Genomic DNA, 20296 nt, shown 5'->3' on the forward strand with positions numbered 1-20296 from the left:
TAAAGCACATTCTGTATGAAACTTTAATGACAGCGATAAAATTTAGTCCTGTATTTTTTCAGGCATCAACCATGCATTCAGCTCAGCCAGATCTTGCTCTGAAAGCTGCCCTACCGCGGCTTTTAGTTTTAAAACGTTGACCAGATAATCATATTGCGCATTTAAGTAATCCTGCTTTGCAGAAAAAGCATTTCTTTGTGCCAAAAGAACATCCACCATAGTTTTGAGGCCTTCGTTGTAACTGGCACGAGACGACTGTGAGACTAACTCGGCCGAACTCATAGCCGCTTTTCGAGCCTGCAACTTGGATTGATCTGTTTCCAGTTGTAAAAATGCTTTTTTAACGTCGACTGAAGCATTGCGTTTGGCCGTATCAAGCTGTGATTGGGCCTTATCGATTAAAATACTGGCTTTTTTAATTGAAGTTCGGGTTTGTCCACCATTAAAGACATTCCAGCTTAACTCAAGACCTATCTGGTCAAACTGACCATTGGTTGAAATCAATGTTTCGGGGCTTTGATCGGTATAACCATAAGTGGCAACTGCGTTGAGCTGTGGATAAAGTGCTGCCTTTTCCACACGCCGTCCATCCTCGGCATACTGTCGTTGCAATGTAGCTTGCTGAATCGCCAAGTTATGTGTCTGAGCTAACATTAACCAATCTTGCAACTGAGCTGGATACGGAGACTGGAATTGAAAATCTGGTCTGAGTGTAGCCAAATTTTGTGTGCTATTTGCGCCAATATACTGGTTCAATTGTTCCTGAGCCAGCATCATTTGTACTTCTCCAGCAATACGATTGGCACGTGCATTTTGATATTGTGCATTGGCCTCACTCACATCACTTTTTGCAACGAATCCTTGTTTGAGTTTGGCATTCATCATGTCAAGCTGCTGCAACAAGGCTTGCTCTTCCTGCAGATATGCAGCGCTTAAAGCCTGCTGTCGCAGCACATTAAAATACGCCTCAGCGACATCAAGAATATGTTGCTGTTTTTGTATTTTTAAGGTGACTTCACTTAACAATACCGATGTTTTAACCTGTTTGTAGCCTTGCCATGCATCCATACGAAAGATAGGCTGTCTGGCGGTTAAAGACACTTGTTTTTTGGTAGAAGTATTACTCACCAATGCATTGGATGCATCACCAAAAGCAGGTAATTCAAAAGATTGATCATTTTTAACCGTCTGACGATCACGGGTAACATTTCCAGCTAAAGTCACTGTGGGTAATAAATTCCCTGTTGCCAGGCCTAAATTGAGCTGATCGGCCTGAAATTGATATTGATCGGCCTGTAAGGCAGGGTCATTATTTTTGGCAAGCTGATATACACCCACAAGATCCAGTGCAAAAACAGGAACAGAGCATCCCCATAAACCTGTCACAAGTATAATTTTTTTGATGGTCATGAATTGATGATCAACGATGAACAATGCTTATGTAGACTAAGAAAAAACCATGCAAATTACAATTCACATGATTATAGATTTACATTTAAAAGATTTTTCTCCCACCTTTATCCAACCAAAATCCATGTTACTATGACTGCATGCTTGACGGAGCGCGAGTAACAACTCGCTGAGATTGGGTAAATCTGTTTTTTGAACTGATTTGATCCCAAGTACCGTTGAACCTGATCAGGTTAATACCTGCGTAGGAATCAAGTCATCAAAAAACATATGCCCTCTATCTGCCTATCAGATACTTTTGCCATCGTTTTTGGTTGCTTGATTCGTTAGTGTTTTTCATAAGGATCATGCCATGAACCAATTAACGAATCTGTCCCCTGCTGACCTCTCAGCTCAACATGAACAAGATGCCAAGGATCTCACCCGTATTCTGCCCGCATCCACTAAAGTTTATATTCAAGGTTCCCGACCAGATATTCAGGTGCCCATGCGCCAGATCGCACTGACAGACACACCAACCGGTCTAGGCGGCGAAAAAAACCCACCTGTGATGGTTTATGACACTTCGGGCGTCTATACCGACCCTGAGGTTGCGATTGATTTAAACAAGGGTTTACCTCATGTTCGTCAGGCCTGGATTGAAGAGCGACAAGATACCGATGTACTCGACACTTTGAGCTCCAGCTTTGGACAAGAACGCCTGAAAGATATCCGTACTGCAGATATCCGATTTGCACATATCCAGAAACCACGTCGTGCCAAAACAGGACAAAACGTCACGCAAATGCACTATGCCAAAAAGGGCATGATCACCCCTGAAATGGAATATATCGCGATTCGTGAAAACCAGCGTCAGCGTGACGAAGTAGACATGCGTCAACATGCAGGACAAAACTTCGGAGCAAAGAATCTGACCGAAATTACCCCTGAGTTTGTTCGCCAAGAAGTGGCTGCTGGACGTGCCATTATTCCTGCCAATATTAATCATCCTGAAATCGAACCCATGATTATTGGTCGCAACTTTCTGGTGAAGATCAATGCCAATATCGGTAACTCGGCATTGGGTTCGAGTATTGATGAAGAAGTGTCAAAAATGACCTGGGCGACCCGCTGGGGTGCAGATACCATCATGGATCTTTCCACAGGTAAAAATATTCACGAAACCCGTGAATGGATTATCCGCAACTCGCCTGTTCCGATTGGAACCGTTCCAATCTATCAGGCACTCGAAAAAGTCGATGGTGTAGCAGAAGATCTAACTTGGGAAATTTTTAAAGACACCTTAATTGAACAGGCAGAACAGGGGGTCGATTATTTTACGATTCATGCGGGTGTATTATTACGCTACGTTCCTTTAACAGCCAATCGCCTGACCGGTATTGTGTCACGCGGTGGTTCAATTATGGCGCAGTGGTGTCTGGCACATCATGAAGAAAACTTCCTCTACACGCATTTTGATGAAATCTGCGAGATTATGAAGGCCTATGACGTGTCATTTAGTCTGGGTGATGGACTCCGCCCTGGCTGTATTCAAGATGCCAACGATGAAGCACAGTTTGGCGAACTCCGTACACTCGGTGAGTTGACACATCGTGCATGGGAACATGATGTACAGGTCATGATTGAAGGGCCAGGACACGTACCGATGCATATGATCAAGGAAAATATGGATTTACAGCTTGAAGTCTGTAAGGAAGCACCATTTTATACTTTAGGGCCACTCACTACCGATATTGCACCTGGTTATGATCATATTACTTCAGCCATTGGTGCAGCCATGATTGGCTGGTATGGTACAGCCATGCTGTGTTATGTCACTCCGAAAGAGCATTTAGGCCTACCCAACAAGAAAGACGTCAAAGATGGGATTATCACTTACAAGATTGCCGCCCATGCTGCCGATCTTGCTAAAGGGCATCCAGGTGCGCAGGTACGTGACAATGCCTTATCTAAAGCCCGTTTCGAATTCCGTTGGGATGACCAGTTCAATTTGAGTCTAGATCCAGATACTGCCCGTAGTATGCACGATGAAACGCTTCCAAAAGAGGCACATAAATCTGCGCATTTCTGCTCGATGTGCGGTCCTAAATTTTGCTCCATGAAAATCACTCAAAATGTGCGAAACTATGCACAAAATCAAGAGACTGCAAAGGATTTCAATCCATCTACCGAAGAGGTTGAACAAGGTCTCAAGAGCATGAAACAGGCTTATCACGACAACGGTCAAAAACTGTATCAAAAAGTCTAAAACGCTAAAAAAAGCGTTTGTCTTTAATTTGAACTCAGTTAGGATGAAATACAGACATGTATTTCATCCTTTTTAAATTTTATGACCATATTAGAACAGGCGAGTTATTCGCATCACGATGTCGAAATTGAAAAACGTGAATCACTTTATCAAGGCTTCACTCGACTTGAAAAAGTCAGCTTTCGACATCGCCTGTTTAATCAGCAAGAATACACCCCCGTGATTCAGCGTGAATTGATCACAAGGAAGCAAGCGGCGGGTGTGTTGCTGTATAGTCATCCGCAACGAAAATTTGCATTGATCGAACAATTTCGGATTGGTGCAATTGAAGATACATCATCACCTTGGCAACTTGAAATTATTGCAGGGGTACTCGATGGAGATGAGTCGCCAGAAACCTGTATCAGACGCGAATGCCTAGAAGAATCTGGCTGTGAAATTCAGGCAGCTCAACATCTGTTTAGCTTTTACCCTTCAGCAGGTGCCTGTTCAGAGTTATTCCATCTTTATACTGCTCAAACGACGCTACCTGAATATGGCGGTGTTTTTGGACTTGCAGAAGAAGGTGAAAACATCAAACTTCATCTTTTTGACTATGATCAACTCACCACATTGCTGTCACAGGGTCGTTTGCGTAATGCACCTGTGATTATGGCACTACAATGGCTTGCTCAGCAGATTCGTCAGCAGGACGCGACATAATCATGTTTAAGATTACGCCCTTTTCGACTCAACAACATGTGATTATCCAAATTACAGACACCCATTTGCTGGAAGACCCACAACAGGAATTTGTTGGCATTAATCCAGAGCGGAGTTTTCATTGTGTCATGCAACATATCCGCCAGCATCATGCTCAAATTGATGCGATCATTCACACTGGAGATTTGGCACAAACGCCGACGCCAGCCACTTATGCACGCTATTTAGATTTCATGCAAAGCTTTGGGGTTCCTTTTTTTCATGTTCCTGGAAATCATGATCATCCTGAGTTCTTTCCATTTCATCAAGCGTCTCCTTCTGAGCTGAGTATTGTTGTTCTGGGCAACTGGCATGTGATCTTAATGAACAGTGCTGTGGTCGGTCAGGTTGATGGCTGGATCAATGACCAACAGATTCAACAACTGAGAGATCATTTAGCGGCTCATCCAGATACGCCGACGATTGTGGCCTGTCATCATCATCCATTTGATATGCATTCCAAATGGATTGATCAGCATAAACTGAAAAACACACCCGATCTTTTGGCTACTTTTAAACATTATCCCCAAATTCGGGCTGTCTTATGCGGCCATGTCCATCAAGAATCTCTGCACCGCTGGGAGCACATCGACTTTCTTTCTTCACCTTCGACCTCGGTACAATTTAAACCGCGTAGTGATGAATTTGCATTTGATACCCTACCCTCAGGTTATCGGATATTACGACTCAATTCAGATGGTCAATTTGACAGTAATATTCATCGTATCGAAAATATGCTACAAAACATAAATACTGAAATTTCAGGCTATTAACCTCTCTTTTTAGCTCTTTCACGCTATCTTAAGACCTTAACCCGCATCATTTTGCATAAAATCACCATCTGGACGACTATCATCTTGTTGTAAAAATCTATATGATGACGTCCCCGAGGGAAAATCCGCCAACGGGATTGGATAAAAAACACTTGCATACCACCATATTTTTTGCGTATAGATAGTACGTGTATGATGAGGAATGCCCTATATGGCGAATGACAACCAAAACCACGTCTTAGACGAAAATACAGAAGTTTTAGACGCAGACAAGGCTGCTAAACCTGCACGCAAAGCCAAGCCAAAGACCTCTGAAGGAGGTACGACTGCAAGCTTATTTGGTATCGCGCCTTATCAGCCTAAGAAAAACGAAGAATATATGTCTGAAGGTCAGCTTGAGCATTTCCGCAAGATTTTACAGGCGTGGAAAAGCGAATTGATGACTGAAGTTGATCGTACCCTTAATACCATGCAGGACGAATCTTCAGCTTTGCCAGACGTCAATGACCGTGCAACCCAAGAAGAAGAATTTGCAATCGAATTACGTACCCGTGACCGTGAACGCAAACTGATTCGTAAAATTGAACAGTCTCTTGAAGATATTAAGGCAGGCGATTACGGTTATTGCGAAACATGCGGTATCGAAATCGGATTACGTCGTTTAGAAGCACGTCCTACAGCCACGCAATGTATTGACTGTAAGACGCTCGCAGAAATCAAAGAGAAGCAAAATAACGGTTAATACGATGTCTCATCGTCATACTGCTTATGTGGGTCGGTTTGCGCCATCGCCAACCGGCCCCTTGCATTTTGGTTCACTGATTACCGCTATTGCAAGCTATTGCGATGCCAAGGTCCATCAAGGTAAATGGCTGGTTCGTATCGAAGATACCGACATCCCGCGAATCTATCCTGGCAGTGAAGCACATATTCTTGCTTGTATCGATGCTTTCGGCTTTCAACCTGATGGCGAGATCCTGTTTCAACGAGATCGCCTTGATCTCTATGAAAATGTCCTTGAGCAACTCAAGGCTCAAAATCTGGTGTATGCCTGTCAATGCACACGTAAAATGCTGGGTTCAAATGCCATCTATTCAGGCACCTGTCGTAACCTCAATTTACCCTTTCAAAATCAAGCTATTCGCGTCAAAGTCAAAGATCAACTGATTTGTTTTGATGATCGCTTGCAAGGTATCCAGTGCAGTAATCTTGCACATGATCTAGGGGATTTTGTTTTAAAACGGCGGGATGGCATTATCAACTATCAGCTCGCTGTGGTGGTGGATGATTATATGCAAGGCATGACCCACGTGGTTCGTGGAGCGGACTTACTGGATAATACCCAACGCCAGATCTGGTTAGGCGACCTTCTTGGTTATCCGCGCTTACACTATCTGCATTTGCCACTGGCCATGAATGCACAAGGACAGAAACTCTCTAAGCAAAATATGGCAGCAGCCCTGGATCTCTCCAAAGCATCCCAATATATACAGCAGTCGCTAGCAGCATTACATCAGCCTGCTGTCGATCTGGACACGCCAGACAGAATGCTCAAACAAGCTGTAGCACAGTGGCAACTCAATCATATTCCACACCAAACACGCTTAGCAGGGACTTATCTCTAGTACCTTGCCATAGAAAAGCACCCTTCAAATTAGACTAAAAGTGTCCAACTTTCAGGATGCAATTCACAATGGGCGGCTTTTTTATACTGATTTTTTAGAAGTTGGATTCTTCACGATCAGGATTAATCTCCTGAGTCGAGGCATCTATTCGCAAAATCAAACTAATCATCGCTGCACACATCATTAATGATGTTCCACCATAACTAATGAATGGCAAAGTCAAACCTTTGGTTGGCATGAGCCCCATGTTCATACCTGCATTTACAATAATCTGGAGCAGAAAAATGATACTAATACCGTACGCCAGATAACCTGCACGCAAGAAATTATGCTTTAAGGCACGATGTCCAATCTTGATACAACAAGCCAGCATAATAAACGATAAACCGATAACAATCGAAATACCGACGAAGCCAAACTCCTCACCCAATACAGCCAACATAAAGTCGGTATGCGCTTCGGGTAAATACGAGAGTTTTTGAACACTGTGACCTAAACCTGTGCCAAACCATTCACCTCGCCCAAAGGCCATCAGGGCATTGGAAAGCTGATAACCTGTGCCTAACGGATCTGCCCATGGATTGGTGAAAGACATTGCCCGTGCCAAACGATAAGGCTCAAACAGGATCAGGAAACCAATTCCCATCACCACTGCACCTAACATAATCGCAAATTGAGTGGGTGGTGCACCCGCCAGAAAAAAGATCCCGACCATCATCAGGACGATTACCACAGTAGCACCTAAATCTGGTTCTGCAATGATCAGCCCGACAGTAATCGCCATCACACCACTCAACCGTACCAGCCCTTTCCAGTGTGTCCGTACTTCTTTGGCACGCCGTACAACATAGTCGGCAGTAAAAATCGCCATCATCACTTTGGCAACTTCTGTCGGCTGCAAGGTAAATCCAGCCAGACGAATCCAGCGCCGTGAACCGTTCACTTCTGTTCCAATGACCAATACTGCAAGCAAGAGCAAAATGGTGATCAACCAAAATGAGAATGTATTTTTAAACCAGACATTCAACGGAACCTTATACACCAGATAAGCCACGATTGCCGCGGTCGCAATTGAAATTGCATGTCGCACCACGTAATGAAACGGATTTTCATGCATATACTCGGCATACGGCATAGACGCCGAAGCGACCATGACTGAACCAATACAGAGTAAACATACGACACAGAAAACCAAGACATTTCGGGCTGTCATTTCTGCGGGCAGGCGTGGCATCCAGCGTTCATAAAACTGATTAATCTTGGTTATGGTTGTCTGAGCAAAGCCAGCCATCACATTTTCCTTCTCATTTTTGTTTTAAACCAGCGCATCCACACAGGCAACAAATTGATGTCCCCGATCTGGATAACCTTTAAACATATCAAAACTTGCACATGCAGGTGACAATAACACGACGTCTTCAGGCTGTGCATACTGTTGTGCCTGTGTCACCGCATCTTTTAAAGTGGATGCATGCACCAACTGAGTTGTTTCTGTCAACGCCTGCTCAATCTGCTGAGCATCTTCACCGATCAGAATCGCAGCCTTCACATATTTCTCAACAGACTGGCGCAGCAAGCTAAAATCCTGGCCTTTACCCTGGCCGCCCAAAATCACAATGACTTTGCCTTGTTTGGGTTCAATTGCAGCACCAAGACCATCAATCGCAGCAAGCGTTGCCCCCACATTGGTCCCTTTCGAATCATTATAATAACGTACATCATTGACTGTTTTTACATATTCGCAGCGATGCTCAAGCCCTTTAAACTGCTTCAAGGTTTCAAGCATAGATTCGACAGGTAAACCTATCGCTTCACCCAATGCCAGACAAGCCAGTGCATTGGCAATATTATGTGTGCCCTGAATATACAGCTCAGAACTCTTAATCAGGCGGGTACGGCCACGTGCCAGCCACATGGTTCCATCATCTTCACGTAAAACGCCATATTGCTTAATGTCGGGTGCATTGAGTCCAAAACTTTGCATCGGTGTACTATCTGGCACCAGAGGGCGTGTCAAACTGTCATCACGGTTGTAAACCACCTTTTTTACACCCTGAAAAATACGATGTTTAGCCTGATGATAGCCCAGCATGTCTCCATGACGATCTAGATGATCCTCACTCATATTTAATATGACTGCCACCTCAGCATTCAGGTGCGATGTCGTTTCCAGTTGAAAACTTGACAGCTCTAGTACCAGCAACTCAGGCTCGTCTTTTAACAAATCTAATCCTGGACGCCCTAAATTACCTCCTACTGCCACGCGTTTACCTGCATCTTTTGCCATCTGACCAAACAAAGTGGTTACGGTACTTTTGGCATTTGAACCCGTAATCGCAACAATCGGAACCTGAGTCGCACGGCGTAAGACTTGAATATCTCCAATGACTGGAATGCCTTGTGCAATCGCTTGCTGGATTTCGGGTAATTGTGGTGCCAGTCCTGGGCTTAAAATAATTTCTTCGGCTTGCAGGAGTAGTTCAGTATCTAACTGACCAAAACTGGTTTGCACATCTTGAGGAATCTGATCATGCCCAGGTGGAGTCTCTCGAGAATCTGTGACAGCAACGCGGTAGCCTTGTTCATGTAAAAAATTAACGGCTGAAACCCCTGAGATTCCAAGACCCGCAACGACTTTAAGTCCACCCCGTTGAATTAGCATGTATGCCCCGCATTGTGACAGAAATTGATTGGCAAAATGTTAGCACTTTGGGGTTTTGAATGCTTTTTCAGTTTCACTTATATTCAACGTTTTTTGTGTCAGCGCGTAAAAAAGCCGTCAATTTGACGGCTTTTTAAGCAATTTTATATCAGATAGGATCAGTGCCATTTTACAGGTTTAATCTCTTGCGTCTTCGGTGCTGGTTTATCTTCAGTTGAACAGCCACACCCCCCGCCACAGCCTGCCACCATTTTAGGTTTTAAATACTTGGCTAGCGCGTGCCAACCCTGCTGCTCACATCGTTCAGAAAGCGCCATAAATGTACGCGTCGCTGTTTTTGGAAATACTTTTTTAAAAACCACTAAAGCACTCCAAATGACCAATACCGCAATAATTAGATATTCAATCATGTTAGCCTCCTACGTATTAAACCAAAATACGTACTGCCAATTGATAAGTGATAAATGACATCAAATATGCCAGACCAAACAAATAGCCTGTCATCACAGCTACAGTTTTCCATGAACCTGTTTCACGGCGTACAGTTGCCAAAGTCGCCAGACAATGTGGTGCATAAACAAACCACACTAACAAAGCCAATCCTGTCGCCAGTGACCAACCTGTACCCTCAGCACTAATCAGATGCGACAACCCCTGAGCCACCGCATCGTCACCTGTTGCAGATAATGCATAGACAGTTCCAAGTGCCGCAACGACTACTTCACGTGCTGCCATAGCAGGAATCAATGCAATACAGATTTGCCAGTTAAATCCGATAGGTGCAAAAATCGGCTGAATGACATGCCCAAGCATCCCTGCAAAACTATAATCAATTGCAGGTAGTGTTGCGCCTTCTGGGGGTTGAGGGAATGTACACAAAAACCACAGCAGAATGGACAAAGCAAAGATAATCCCACCAACCCGTTTCAAAAAGATTTTGCCGCGGTCAAGTAAGCCTATGCCCACACTTCTGACATCTGGAAAGCGATAACTCGGTAGTTCCATCAATAATGCATGTTGCGATTTGTCTTTTTGAAAAAACTTCATAACAAATGAAACACAAAGCGCGCTTAAAATCCCAGCCATATATAAAGCAAACAGCACCAGCCCCTGAAGGTTAAAGATTCCCCAGACCGTCTGGCTCGGAATAAATGCACCTATCAGCAAGGCATACACGGGTAAACGCGCTGAACAGGTCATTAATGGCGCGACCATAATCGTCGTAAAGCGATCTCGTGGATCTGTAATACTACGGGTTGCCATGATACCTGGGATCGCACAGGCAAAACTTGAAAGCAGTGGAATAAAGGCTCGTCCACTCAAACCCGCCTTAAACATAAGTTTATCAAGCAAGAACGCGGCTCGTGGTAGATAACCTGATTCTTCAAGTACCAAAATAAAGAAAAAGAGAATCAGAATCTGAGGTAAAAAAACCACCACACTTCCCGCACCCGCGATGATTCCATCAACCACCAGACTGTGCAGTAAAGGCTGTGAAATATACGTCCCGACCGTTTCACCCAACCAGCCAAAGAAGCTTTCAATCATTTCCATGAAGGGTGCCGCCCATGCAAAAACAGACTGAAACACCACAAACATCAAAATGGCAAGACTCAATAATCCAAGTACAGGGTGTAAAAAGATTTTATCCAGAAAATCTGAGCGAGGATCGGCCTGATCAACAGAATGCACCACATCATTTAAAATCATTTGAATCTTTTGATGATGGCTACCCTTTAAACCGCTTAATTCGGTCTGAGGAACCATAAACTTTTGCTGATCCAGTGCATTCATTAAATTTTCGATACCTGAATGACGTACAGCAACTGTTTCTACGACCGGCACACCAAGACGTTCTGACAATCGTTGTGTATTGACTTGTATCCCACGACGGCGAGCTTCATCCATCATATTGAGTACAATCAAAACAGGACGCCCAAGCTCCAGAATTTCAAGCACCAATCCCAGATGTAGTTTGAGATTGGTGGCATCGACCACACATAGAAATGCGTCCTGCTCACGCTCGCCATCGATCTTGCCTAAACAGACATCACGCGTAATGGCTTCATCAGGGCTTGTCGCATTCAGGCTGTATGTTCCTGGTAAATCCAGTACACGTACAGCTTTATTTGAAGGTAATTCAAAATGCCCAACCTTACGCTCAACCGTAACACCTGCGTAGTTCGCGACCTTCTGGCGCGTTCCCGTGAGATGGTTGAAAAGAGAGGTTTTACCACAGTTTGGATTTCCAACAAGGGCAATACGAAGTGCATCACTCATGTTGCAGTTCCTTCTGAACAAATCTGAATTTTCGCAGCTTCTACTTTACGCAAAGCAAATCGTGTAAAGCCCAGTTGAACCAGAATAGGATCACCACCAAACACACCCTTTGTTACGATCTGCACTTTCTCTCCAGGCACAAATCCTAAAGTTTCAAGACGATTTGCGATTGGATCCCGTTGATCCGTATTGCCATCAAGGGTATGATCCACCGCTGTGATGATGGCAGTTTGCTTAACTCTTAGCTCTGATAAACGCACTGCAATATGATCCTAAACTCTTTTGCATAGTATACATACAAATGAGAATAATTAACAAATAAGGAATCTTTACGATTTGCATCATCGGAATCTCATCGACAAGTCGTTTTTTTTGATCTAATGTACTGTTATTTCAAGACACATGATGCCAAATGGTCAGTAAAAAACCTCGTATTCCTGCGCCCGTTACCATTCCAGAACAATTTAGTTTTTTACAAGGTTTTCGCGATTATCTGGTGGCTCAAAGTGTAAGTCCTCATACACGTAACGCCTATCTGAGCGATTTAATCCAATGTGCTCAGCTTGTGGTTGTGCCTTTACCACAATGGTCTTCAGAAACTATTTCGGATGTGCTGATTGAACTGACCAAAACAGGTAAAAGCCCTCGTTCAATCGCACGCAGCTTATCAGCGCTTAGACAGTTTTTTAAATTCTTGCGTGAACAGAAAATTCGCGATGATAACCCAGTAGCTTTACATAAAAGTCCAAAGCTTGGTCGTACATTGCCAAAAGATTTATCAGAACAGGATGTAGAAGCATTAATTCATGCACCCGACACCAATACTGCACTTGGACTACGCGATCGGGCCATGCTTGAAGTGTTGTATGCCTGTGGTTTACGTGTTTCAGAGCTATTGAACTTACGCCTTGAACTCATCAATTTAAAACAGGGTTATTTGCGGATCACAGGCAAAGGTAACAAAGAGCGCCTGGTTCCGCTCGGCCAAATGGCAACAGACTGGATTGAACGTTATCTGGTAGAGTCTCGGCCACAACTCTATAAAAGCCATACTGATTATCTGTTTCTTACCCAGCATGGCGGTATCATGAGCAGACAAAATTTCTGGTATGCCATTAAACGCTATGCCTTACAGGCCAATATTTTACCAGAAATGTCTCCTCATACCTTGCGCCATGCCTTTGCGACTCACTTACTCAATCATGGCGCAGACTTACGCGTAGTACAGTTATTGTTAGGCCATAGCGATCTTTCAACCACCCAAATTTATACCCATGTGGCACAGATTCGTATGCAACAATTACATGAAAAATACCATCCTCGTGGCTAATCTATCTTTTGAATCATGTGCATGCGATATTTTTCTAGTTACAGTTGGCATCGAATAATTAACATCATTTGAGTATTTTTTTGATATTCTTATCGGCTTGAATAACAAATGAAATGAAAAGGGTTGTTTATGACGTTTACCCGTTCGCATCTTCTTATCGCCTGCGCTTTGGCTGGCAGTTTCGCTCTATCTGCATGTTCTAAGCAGGATCAATCTGCTAATCAAGATACGCTTACAGCCAATACTCCTGCTACAGGCGAAGCTTCAACTTTAAGTGAACGAAATGCGCAACAACGTTTAATTTCAACTTTGCAACAGCATCTTAAAACAGCAAATATCAATGCCAAGATTGTGAATGTTCAAGCTACTGAAGTTCCCAATTTATATTGGGTGAGTTTGGAAGGTATGCCCTCTATTTATGCAACGAGTGATGGAAAGTATATTATTCAGGGGGATGTCATTCGTTTGGGCGACAAACAATTGGTCAGTGTCGGTGATGCATTACAAGCCACCGAAAACAAAAAGCTCTTTGCAGCCTTAAAAAAAGAAGACTTGATTGTTTATCCAGCTAAAGACGGCAAGGCAAAACATGTCATCTACGTATTTACAGATGCAAGCTGTCCATATTGTCATAAACTGCATGAACATCTTGATGAAATTACCGCCAAAGGTATTGAAGTTCGTTATATTGCTTGGCCACGTGGTGAGCAATTTATGCCAACCATGGAAGCGGTCTGGTGTAGTCAGGATCGTAAAGCTGCCTTTACGCAGGCCGTGCAAGGACAACCTGTACAAGCAGCTCAATGTAAAAACCCAGTACGTGAACAATATCAGCTTGGTTTAAATATTGGTGTAAATGGTACACCTGCAATTTACAACACCAATGGCGAATACTTAGGTGGATATTTGACACCTGATGAACTGGTAAAACGCTTGAAATAAGTTGTTTTATCATTCAAACAATAATTAAAAACCTTGTTTAAACCAAAAAGGTCTTGACTAAAAATTAAATGCGTTGGCAATTGTTTATGGAATTGCCAACAAACCCTAGAGTCTGACGTTTTTTTTAGCTATGATCTAAACTCATTCAATTTTTTATGCATGTATGGAGTGTGACGTGAAACCAGTTCGTCTGGCAATACTCGGTCTTGGAACCGTTGGTGGTGGTGCCCTTAAACTATTACAAGAAAACGCTGCTGAAATTAAACGTCGCACCGGTCGTGAAATTCAAATTACCCATGTCGGAACCCGCCGTTCTCGTCCAGATCTTGAGTTGGAAGGTATTCAACAAAGCGATGACTTGATGCATATCGTCCGTCAGCCAGATGTCGATGTTGTGGTTGAAGTTATGGGTGGTATCCATCCTGCCTACGAAGTCATCATGGAAGCGATCAAGCATGGCAAACAGGTCGTTACTGCAAATAAAGCACTCCTTGCAGAGCATGGTAATGAGCTGTTTAAGGCGGCTGAAGATAATGCAGTACAAGTTGCATATGAAGCAGCAGTGGCTGGCGGAATCCCGATTATTAAAGTGATTCGTGAAGGCTTGGCAGCAAATAGAATTGAATGGTTGGCGGGTATTATTAACGGGACTGGAAACTTCATCCTGACCGAAATGCGTGATAAAGGCCGTGCCTTTACAGATGTACTAAAAGAAGCACAAGAGTTAGGGTATGCAGAAGCCGATCCTACTTTTGATGTTGAAGGGATTGATGCTGCACATAAACTTACGATCTTGGCATCATGCGCGTTTGGTATTCCACTTCAATTTGACAAGGTGTATACCGAAGGTATTAGCAAGATTACAGCGCAAGATGTGAAGTATGCCGAAGAGCTTGGCTTTCGTATCAAACATCTCGGGATTGCACGTCGTGTTGAAAACGGTATCGAATTACGCGTACATCCAACCCTAATTCCAGAAGAAGAATTAATTGCCAATGTCAACGGCGTTAAAAATGCCGTACTGGTGCAGGCACACGCTGTAGGCCCAACATTGTACTATGGTGCAGGTGCAGGTGCAGGCCCAACAGCATCTGCTGTGGTAGCCGATATCGTGGATATTGTACGTGATATTTCATATACCGAAGATGGTGCGGGGACCATTCCACAACTGGCGTTTGAAGCCTTGACTGATGTACCTATTTTAAAACGCGAAGAAATGACAACAGGTTATTACCTTCGTGTCGATGCAGAAGATCAGACAGGTGTGTTGGCAGATATCACCACCATCTTAAGCCGTGCTGGTATTAGTATCGATGCAATTATGCAGCAGTCACGTTTAAAAGATCTTATCCCTATTGTAATTCTGACTGATCCAGTTGTGGAATCCAAAATGGACGAAGCACTTGCAAAAATTCAGGCTTTACCTGCAATTCATGGCGAAATTGTGCGAATTCGTTTAGAATCGCTTGATAGTTAATCGGGTGGAGAGGGTCTTCCCTCTCGCCAGCTCTACCTTACTCTTGGAACATACATCATCATGTCTAATGCCAATCGTTATACCGGTCTCGTAGATCGTTATCGTGACCGCTTGCCAGTTTCTGCAACGACACGAGCTATTTCTTTAGGTGAAGGAAATACTCCACTGATTAAACTAGAGAATATTCCACGTATCATTGGCAAAGATGTCGAAATTTATGTCAAGTATGAAGGTTTGAACCCAACAGGTTCATTTAAAGACCGTGGTATGACTATGGCAGTCACCAAAGCCGTTGAAGAAGGTTCAAAAGCGATTATCTGTGCATCGACAGGCAATACCTCGGCTGCCGCTGCTGCCTATGCAGCACGTGCAGGCATCAAAGCGTTTGTTTTGATTCCTGAAGGTAAAATTGCCATGGGTAAAATGGCGCAAGCCATGATGTATGGCGCAATCACTATGCAAATCCGCGGTAACTTCGATGATGGTATGCGTCTAGTAAAAGAAGTTGCCGATCAAGCGCCTGTCACCATTGTTAACTCAATTAATCCGTATCGTTTGCAAGGTCAAAAAACCATTGCTTACGAAATCGTGGAAGCTTTAGGTCGTGCGCCTGATTATCACTGCTTACCCGTGGGTAATGCAGGTAATATCACGGCACACTGGATGGGTTATACCGAAGCAGTCGCTAACCAGCCAGCAGATCAATTTGAGCAAGTGATTTATGATGCCGCTACAGACCAGTTTACTGGTCCTAAACCTGAAGGCTTACCAACGATGGTCGGTTATCAGGCAGCAGGTGCAGCACCATTCTTACGTGGTGCACCAGTGGAGCAACCAGAAACTGTTGCAACTGCGATTCGTATTGGTAATCCACAAAGCTGGAACCACGCTAAAGCCGTTGTACGTGACTCTCAAGGCTGGTTTGATGAACTTCAAGATAGCGAGATTCTAGAAGCTCAACGTTTACTCTCTATGTACGAAGGTGTATTTGTAGAACCTGCTTCTGCAGCGTCTATCGGTGGTGCAATCCGTGACATTAAAGCGGGCAAAATTGCTGAAGGTTCTGTGATTGTATGTACAGTGACAGGAAATGGCTTAAAAGATCCAGATACCGCCATCAAACAATGTGCTGATGCAGTCATGCTATCCATTGATGCCACAATGAATCAGGTAAAAGATTCGATTCTTTCTAATATGTAAGAATTAATTTTCCCATTAAAAAAACCAGTTGCTTGCAACTGGTTTTTTTATATCTAGATTTTTATGACATCTAACTTGATATTGTAGATCGTCTTAAATTCGTTTTGGTTGTTGCGCTAACCAGTTTAAAAGATTAGTGGCATCATTATTACGTGCCTGTGTCGAACTTGCACCCAACAGAACCACAACAGCAGGACGTGAGTTTACAGTGGTATGCATGACAACACAGCGACCTGCTTCATTAATATAACCCGTTTTGGATAAATTGATATTCCAACCGCCATTACGTACCAATGCATTGGTATTGTTTGACTTTAAAACACGATAACCTAAATTGAAATCATAACTTGGTGTGGTCGAGAACTGACGGATCAAACCATATTGAGACGCCGCACTCACCAAAATACCAAGATCGCGAGCTGAAGATACATTGTGCGGATCAAGCCCTGATGACTCTACATAATGAGTAGATGTCATACCCAACTGACGCGCTTTCGCATTCATGGCAGCAACAAATGCAGGACGACCGCCAGGATAAGTACGTGCCAACGCAGCAGCAGCAGGATTTTCAGATTTCATCAATGCAAACAAAAGTACTTCTGCACGATTCATCTTGTCGCCCACGCGCAATGTAGAACTTGAGTTTTTACCGCCTGCCCCAGCAAAATCAATTTGCTCTAAGGTAATTTCTTCTGACATATCAAGACGTGCATCAGATGTGACTACCGCTGTCATTAATTTGGTTAATGAAGCAATGGGCATAGATGTATTGGTATTTTTACTGTACAGTACCTCACCCGTCTGGGCATCCATCACCAGTGCAGCACGGGCATTCACGGACGGCTGTGCAGCATAGTTTGTCGTATCCCGAATCACATAGGCAGGTGATGACGATGAAGCAGATGATGGTGGCGCTGCATTACGGACAGTGGTGGTTACTGAGGTAGAACCTTGCGGGCTTCGCACAGTATCAATCGTACGATCCGAGTTTAACAACTGGTTTGCATCATCAGATGACCATGTTAAGGAAGCAGACCCAGCAGCGTTCCCTGAAGATGGATTCACAATGAGTTCTGCAAAGCTTGTTGAACTCAAACCTAATAAAATCGACATGCTTAATACATGTTTTAGAGATTTTTTGGCATTTTTCACGGCAAATTACTCAACTCAGGGTAAACACAAATTTGCTTATTACCACTATTATGCCTTACATTTGAGCATAAAGCATGATGGCAATGTCAGACATTTTTGCGTACAACTATTCTCTCAACTTATGTGAATAGGATTGCTAATTTTGTCATTACAATGCAAGCGAATTTTGCTTTATGTAACAAAAAACCATCTTTGTAATTTCAGGAGGCCTGTGTGATCACTGTATTAGTCGTTGATGACCATGAATTGGTACGTACGGGTATTTGCCGTATGCTTGAGGATCAAGCCGATGTTGATGTGATTGGGCAAGCAGAATCTGGAGAAGAAGCCATTAATATTGTGCGTCAGAAGCATCCTCAAGTGGTTTTACTAGATGTCAATATGCCTGGTATTGGTGGTGTAGAAACGACACGTCGCTTATTGCAGACAGCTCCAGACACCAAAGTGATTGCGGTGAGCGGTCTAGCAGAAGAACCCTACCCATCGCTCTTACTGAAAGCAGGTGCCAAAGGTTATATCACCAAAGGTGCCCCCATTGCTGAAATGGTTCGCGCCATTAATAAAGTGATGCAAGGTGGAAAATACTTTAGTGCTGATATTGCCGAGCAGCTTGCCAGCTCTTACCTTTCCGACACTCAACAATCTCCATTTGATGCTTTATCAGAACGTGAAATGCAGGTCGCCATGATGGTCGTTAACTGTATTAGTGCTCAGGAAATTGCAGATAAACTCTTTGTTAGTGTTAAAACAGTGAATACTTACCGCTATCGAATTTTTGAAAAACTCAGCATCGATAGCGATGTAAAACTCACCCATCTAGCAATACGTTACGGATTAATCAAACCTTAATCTGCGCTACAAGGATGATTGATGCAATCTCAGCTACCATCCACCATGCTGTCTTATACCATCTATCGTTTGGGCACATGGTATACCCTGTATCGCTTTATTATTGCATTTAGCCTATTACTCATTTTTTATATCACGGGTGGGCGAGTTGGAAGTGATTATCCTCAACCTGATACTTACTTTTATACCCTCATTGCCTACACACTTATCAATTTTATACAAGGTGCGCTATTTCGATTTTATCCTAAGTGGATAACGCAGCAACTCAGTTCACTGTTTATTATCGATATTATCGCTTTAAGTTTTTTAACATATGCCGTGGGGGGTCCCAATTTACATTTGGGGCTACTGTATGTCGTGACTGTTTTCTCGGCGGCGATTCTACTACATGCCAGAATGTCGCTGGTGATGACTCTACTGGCGGTTATTATTCTGGTTTACCAGCAAATTGTAATTGTTTTATTTAATACAGATCACCTCAATGCGATTGGGGATAGCATTCTACTGGCCTTTCTATTTTTCGTGGTATACGGAATCGGGCAGATTGCCGTACGCCGTTTTCAGATTCTGGAAACCATTACCAACTATCAGTCCGATATCTTAAATCAACTGCAAAATATCAATCGATATATTCTGGATCAGGTCGATGATGGCTATCTGGTGTTGGATGAAAATTATTATGTTGTGGTCAGCAATCCAGCAGCCTGTAACTTTCTAGGTATCCCCCCCCTGTTCGCACATGAGCAGTTAACCTTGGCAAAAGTTCAACCTGATCTGTTTGAAATTTTAAAGTCTACAAATCTTCAAGATGGTGAAAAATTCAATTTTGAATCACAGCTTTCTACTTACCAAATCCATATCCGCATTCAACGCTTACAGATTCCGAAGCAATCATTAATTTTATTGACCTTACAAGATACCCAAAAACTCAATCAGCATGTGCAGCAGCTTAAACTGGCCGCACTCGGACAGCTTTCTGCCAGTATTGCGCATGAAATTCGTAATCCTCTGGCAGCCATTGCTCAAGCCAATGAGTTATTTACAGATAGTGATTCTGCACAACAGAAACAATTGCAATATATGATTGCAAAACAGACCAAACGTATTAACAGTATTATTGAAGATACGTTAGGTATGGCTCGTAATCATGCGACTTATCCTGTTGTGATTCAGTTGACAGCATTTTTATATGGTTTACTTGAAGAAGACCTAACCGATGTCAAAGATCAAATTCGTCTGGTCTTTTCCCGTGAAGATCTACAAATAATTTTTGATCCATCACAGTTACGTCAAGTTCTTATTAATCTGACCCGTAATGCATTACGTCATAATGCACCTGATGCACCCTTCGTCGAAATTTCAGTGAAGGAAAATGGCGATATATTGTGGATTGATATTATTGATTATGGCGACGGCGTCACAAAAAGGAATATTTCTCAACTATTTAAGCCTTTTTTTAGTACCGAAATCAAAGGAACTGGTTTAGGATTATATTTGTCTCATAGTCTGTGCGAGGTCAATCATGCCAAGCTAACGTATGTAGAACAAGAAAAAGGAGCCTGTTTTAGAATTCAGTGCTCAATAAAGGAAAACGAATAATTTAGGTT

The 20296-nt window shown here is 43.1% G+C and carries 18 protein-coding genes and 1 riboswitch; of the genes, 11 read left to right on the forward strand and 7 right to left on the reverse strand.

The genetic code is table 11. From position 1 onward, the window contains the following. Positions 1-42 precede the first annotated feature (42 nt). Positions 43-1410, reverse strand: a complete 1368-nt coding sequence (gene abuO, locus F952_RS01700; RefSeq protein ID WP_004920672.1) for a multidrug efflux outer membrane protein AbuO — start codon at positions 1408-1410, stop codon at positions 43-45. Positions 1411-1548: 138 nt separating this feature from the next. Next, positions 1549-1678: riboswitch (TPP riboswitch) on the forward strand. A gap of 84 nt (positions 1679-1762) precedes the next feature. Between abuO and thiC the strand changes: the two genes are divergently transcribed. From thiC to gluQRS, 5 genes are all read left to right on the forward strand, one after another. Next, positions 1763-3658 carry a phosphomethylpyrimidine synthase ThiC gene (thiC, locus tag F952_RS01705; protein ID WP_004920677.1) on the forward strand — a complete coding sequence of 632 codons (1896 nt, stop codon included), beginning with the start codon at positions 1763-1765 and terminating at the stop codon, positions 3656-3658. An 81-nt stretch (positions 3659-3739) separates the two neighbouring features. Beyond that, positions 3740-4360, forward strand: a complete 621-nt coding sequence (locus tag F952_RS01710) for an NUDIX domain-containing protein (protein WP_004920680.1) — start codon at positions 3740-3742, stop codon at positions 4358-4360. After that, positions 4360-5172 (forward strand): 3',5'-cyclic-AMP phosphodiesterase, encoded by an 813-nt coding sequence (gene cpdA / locus F952_RS01715; RefSeq protein WP_026056900.1) that lies wholly within the window; start codon positions 4360-4362, stop codon positions 5170-5172. Before F952_RS01710 ends, cpdA begins: the two co-directional genes overlap by 1 nt. A 211-nt stretch (positions 5173-5383) precedes the next feature. Further along, a complete protein-coding gene (dksA, locus tag F952_RS01720; RefSeq protein ID WP_004920689.1) occupies positions 5384-5914 on the forward strand; it encodes an RNA polymerase-binding protein DksA in 531 nt (176 codons plus the stop codon). A 4-nt stretch (positions 5915-5918) separates the two neighbouring features. Then, positions 5919-6797 carry a tRNA glutamyl-Q(34) synthetase GluQRS gene (gluQRS, locus tag F952_RS01725; RefSeq protein ID WP_004920691.1) on the forward strand — a complete coding sequence of 293 codons (879 nt, stop codon included), beginning with the start codon at positions 5919-5921 and terminating at the stop codon, positions 6795-6797. Between the two features lie 94 nt (positions 6798-6891). On the opposite strand, the gene ftsW is transcribed toward gluQRS, so the two are convergent. The 5 genes from ftsW to F952_RS01750 form a co-directional block, all read right to left on the reverse strand. After that, complete coding sequence (ftsW, locus tag F952_RS16835) at positions 6892-8088, reverse strand: putative lipid II flippase FtsW (protein ID WP_004920693.1); 1197 nt, start codon at positions 8086-8088, stop codon at positions 6892-6894. A gap of 24 nt (positions 8089-8112) precedes the next feature. Further along, the gene (murD, locus tag F952_RS16840; RefSeq protein ID WP_004920697.1) at positions 8113-9459 is read right to left on the reverse strand and encodes a UDP-N-acetylmuramoyl-L-alanine--D-glutamate ligase; all 1347 of its coding nucleotides are present in this window, start codon (positions 9457-9459) and stop codon (positions 8113-8115) included. Positions 9460-9617: 158 nt separating this feature from the next. Beyond that, entirely contained in the window at positions 9618-9869 is a 252-nt protein-coding gene (locus F952_RS01740; RefSeq protein WP_004920700.1) for a DUF6587 family protein, read from the reverse strand. Between the two features lie 16 nt (positions 9870-9885). Continuing rightward, complete coding sequence (feoB, locus tag F952_RS01745; RefSeq protein ID WP_004920702.1) at positions 9886-11739, reverse strand: ferrous iron transporter B; 1854 nt, start codon at positions 11737-11739, stop codon at positions 9886-9888. Beyond that, positions 11736-11999: a FeoA family protein gene (locus F952_RS01750; RefSeq protein WP_004920704.1), complete on the reverse strand. Its 264-nt coding sequence runs from the start codon at positions 11997-11999 to the stop codon at positions 11736-11738. Before F952_RS01750 ends, feoB begins: the two co-directional genes overlap by 4 nt. A gap of 152 nt (positions 12000-12151) precedes the next feature. On the opposite strand from F952_RS01750, the gene xerD reads away from it, so the two are divergent. The 4 genes from xerD to thrC all read left to right on the forward strand — a co-directional run bounded on the left by xerD (position 12152) and on the right by thrC (position 16688). Then, a complete protein-coding gene (gene xerD, locus F952_RS01755) occupies positions 12152-13069 on the forward strand; it encodes a site-specific tyrosine recombinase XerD (protein WP_004920706.1) in 918 nt (305 codons plus the stop codon). A 129-nt stretch (positions 13070-13198) separates the two neighbouring features. Beyond that, a complete protein-coding gene (locus F952_RS01760) occupies positions 13199-14011 on the forward strand; it encodes a DsbC family protein (RefSeq protein ID WP_004920707.1) in 813 nt (270 codons plus the stop codon). 175 nt (positions 14012-14186) lie between these two features. Then, complete coding sequence (locus F952_RS01765) at positions 14187-15488, forward strand: homoserine dehydrogenase (RefSeq protein ID WP_004920709.1); 1302 nt, start codon at positions 14187-14189, stop codon at positions 15486-15488. Positions 15489-15548: 60 nt separating this feature from the next. After that, entirely contained in the window at positions 15549-16688 is a 1140-nt protein-coding gene (gene thrC / locus F952_RS01770; RefSeq protein WP_004920712.1) for a threonine synthase, read from the forward strand. A gap of 93 nt (positions 16689-16781) precedes the next feature. On the opposite strand, the gene pbpG is transcribed toward thrC, so the two are convergent. Continuing rightward, positions 16782-17840, reverse strand: a complete 1059-nt coding sequence (pbpG, locus tag F952_RS01775; protein WP_004920717.1) for a D-alanyl-D-alanine endopeptidase PBP7/8 — start codon at positions 17838-17840, stop codon at positions 16782-16784. A gap of 213 nt (positions 17841-18053) precedes the next feature. Here pbpG and gacA point away from each other — a divergent pair, with 213 nt between their 5' ends. Both gacA and F952_RS01785 read left to right on the forward strand, forming a co-directional pair. After that, positions 18054-18689 (forward strand): response regulator transcription factor GacA, encoded by a 636-nt coding sequence (gene gacA, locus F952_RS01780; protein WP_004920720.1) that lies wholly within the window; start codon positions 18054-18056, stop codon positions 18687-18689. A gap of 21 nt (positions 18690-18710) precedes the next feature. Beyond that, positions 18711-20288, forward strand: coding sequence for a sensor histidine kinase (locus F952_RS01785; protein ID WP_004920722.1), 1578 nt, complete (start codon positions 18711-18713; stop codon positions 20286-20288). Positions 20289-20296 lie beyond the last annotated feature (8 nt).

This window comes from Acinetobacter baylyi DSM 14961 = CIP 107474, from assembly GCF_000368685.1.
GTDB lineage: Bacteria > Pseudomonadota > Gammaproteobacteria > Pseudomonadales > Moraxellaceae > Acinetobacter > Acinetobacter baylyi.

Bases quoted from the DNA above. Each gene is read 5' to 3' on its own strand.
- gluQRS (WP_004920691.1), top strand. From the start codon at position 5,919: ATGTCTCATCGTCATACTGCTTATGTGGGTCGGTTTGCGCCATCGCCA.
- dksA (WP_004920689.1), top strand. From the start codon at position 5,384: ATGGCGAATGACAACCAAAACCACGTCTTAGACGAAAATACAGAAGTT.
- murD (WP_004920697.1), bottom strand. From the start codon at position 9,459: ATGCTAATTCAACGGGGTGGACTTAAAGTCGTTGCGGGTCTTGGAATC.
- ftsW (WP_004920693.1), bottom strand. From the start codon at position 8,088: ATGGCTGGCTTTGCTCAGACAACCATAACCAAGATTAATCAGTTTTAT.
- thrC (WP_004920712.1), top strand. From the start codon at position 15,549: ATGTCTAATGCCAATCGTTATACCGGTCTCGTAGATCGTTATCGTGAC.
- F952_RS01710 (WP_004920680.1), top strand. From the start codon at position 3,740: ATGACCATATTAGAACAGGCGAGTTATTCGCATCACGATGTCGAAATT.
- F952_RS01760 (WP_004920707.1), top strand. From the start codon at position 13,199: ATGACGTTTACCCGTTCGCATCTTCTTATCGCCTGCGCTTTGGCTGGC.
- xerD (WP_004920706.1), top strand. From the start codon at position 12,152: ATGGTCAGTAAAAAACCTCGTATTCCTGCGCCCGTTACCATTCCAGAA.
- F952_RS01785 (WP_004920722.1), top strand. From the start codon at position 18,711: ATGCAATCTCAGCTACCATCCACCATGCTGTCTTATACCATCTATCGT.
- feoB (WP_004920702.1), bottom strand. From the start codon at position 11,739: ATGAGTGATGCACTTCGTATTGCCCTTGTTGGAAATCCAAACTGTGGT.
- F952_RS01740 (WP_004920700.1), bottom strand. From the start codon at position 9,869: ATGATTGAATATCTAATTATTGCGGTATTGGTCATTTGGAGTGCTTTA.
- thiC (WP_004920677.1), top strand. From the start codon at position 1,763: ATGAACCAATTAACGAATCTGTCCCCTGCTGACCTCTCAGCTCAACAT.
- abuO (WP_004920672.1), bottom strand. From the start codon at position 1,410: ATGACCATCAAAAAAATTATACTTGTGACAGGTTTATGGGGATGCTCT.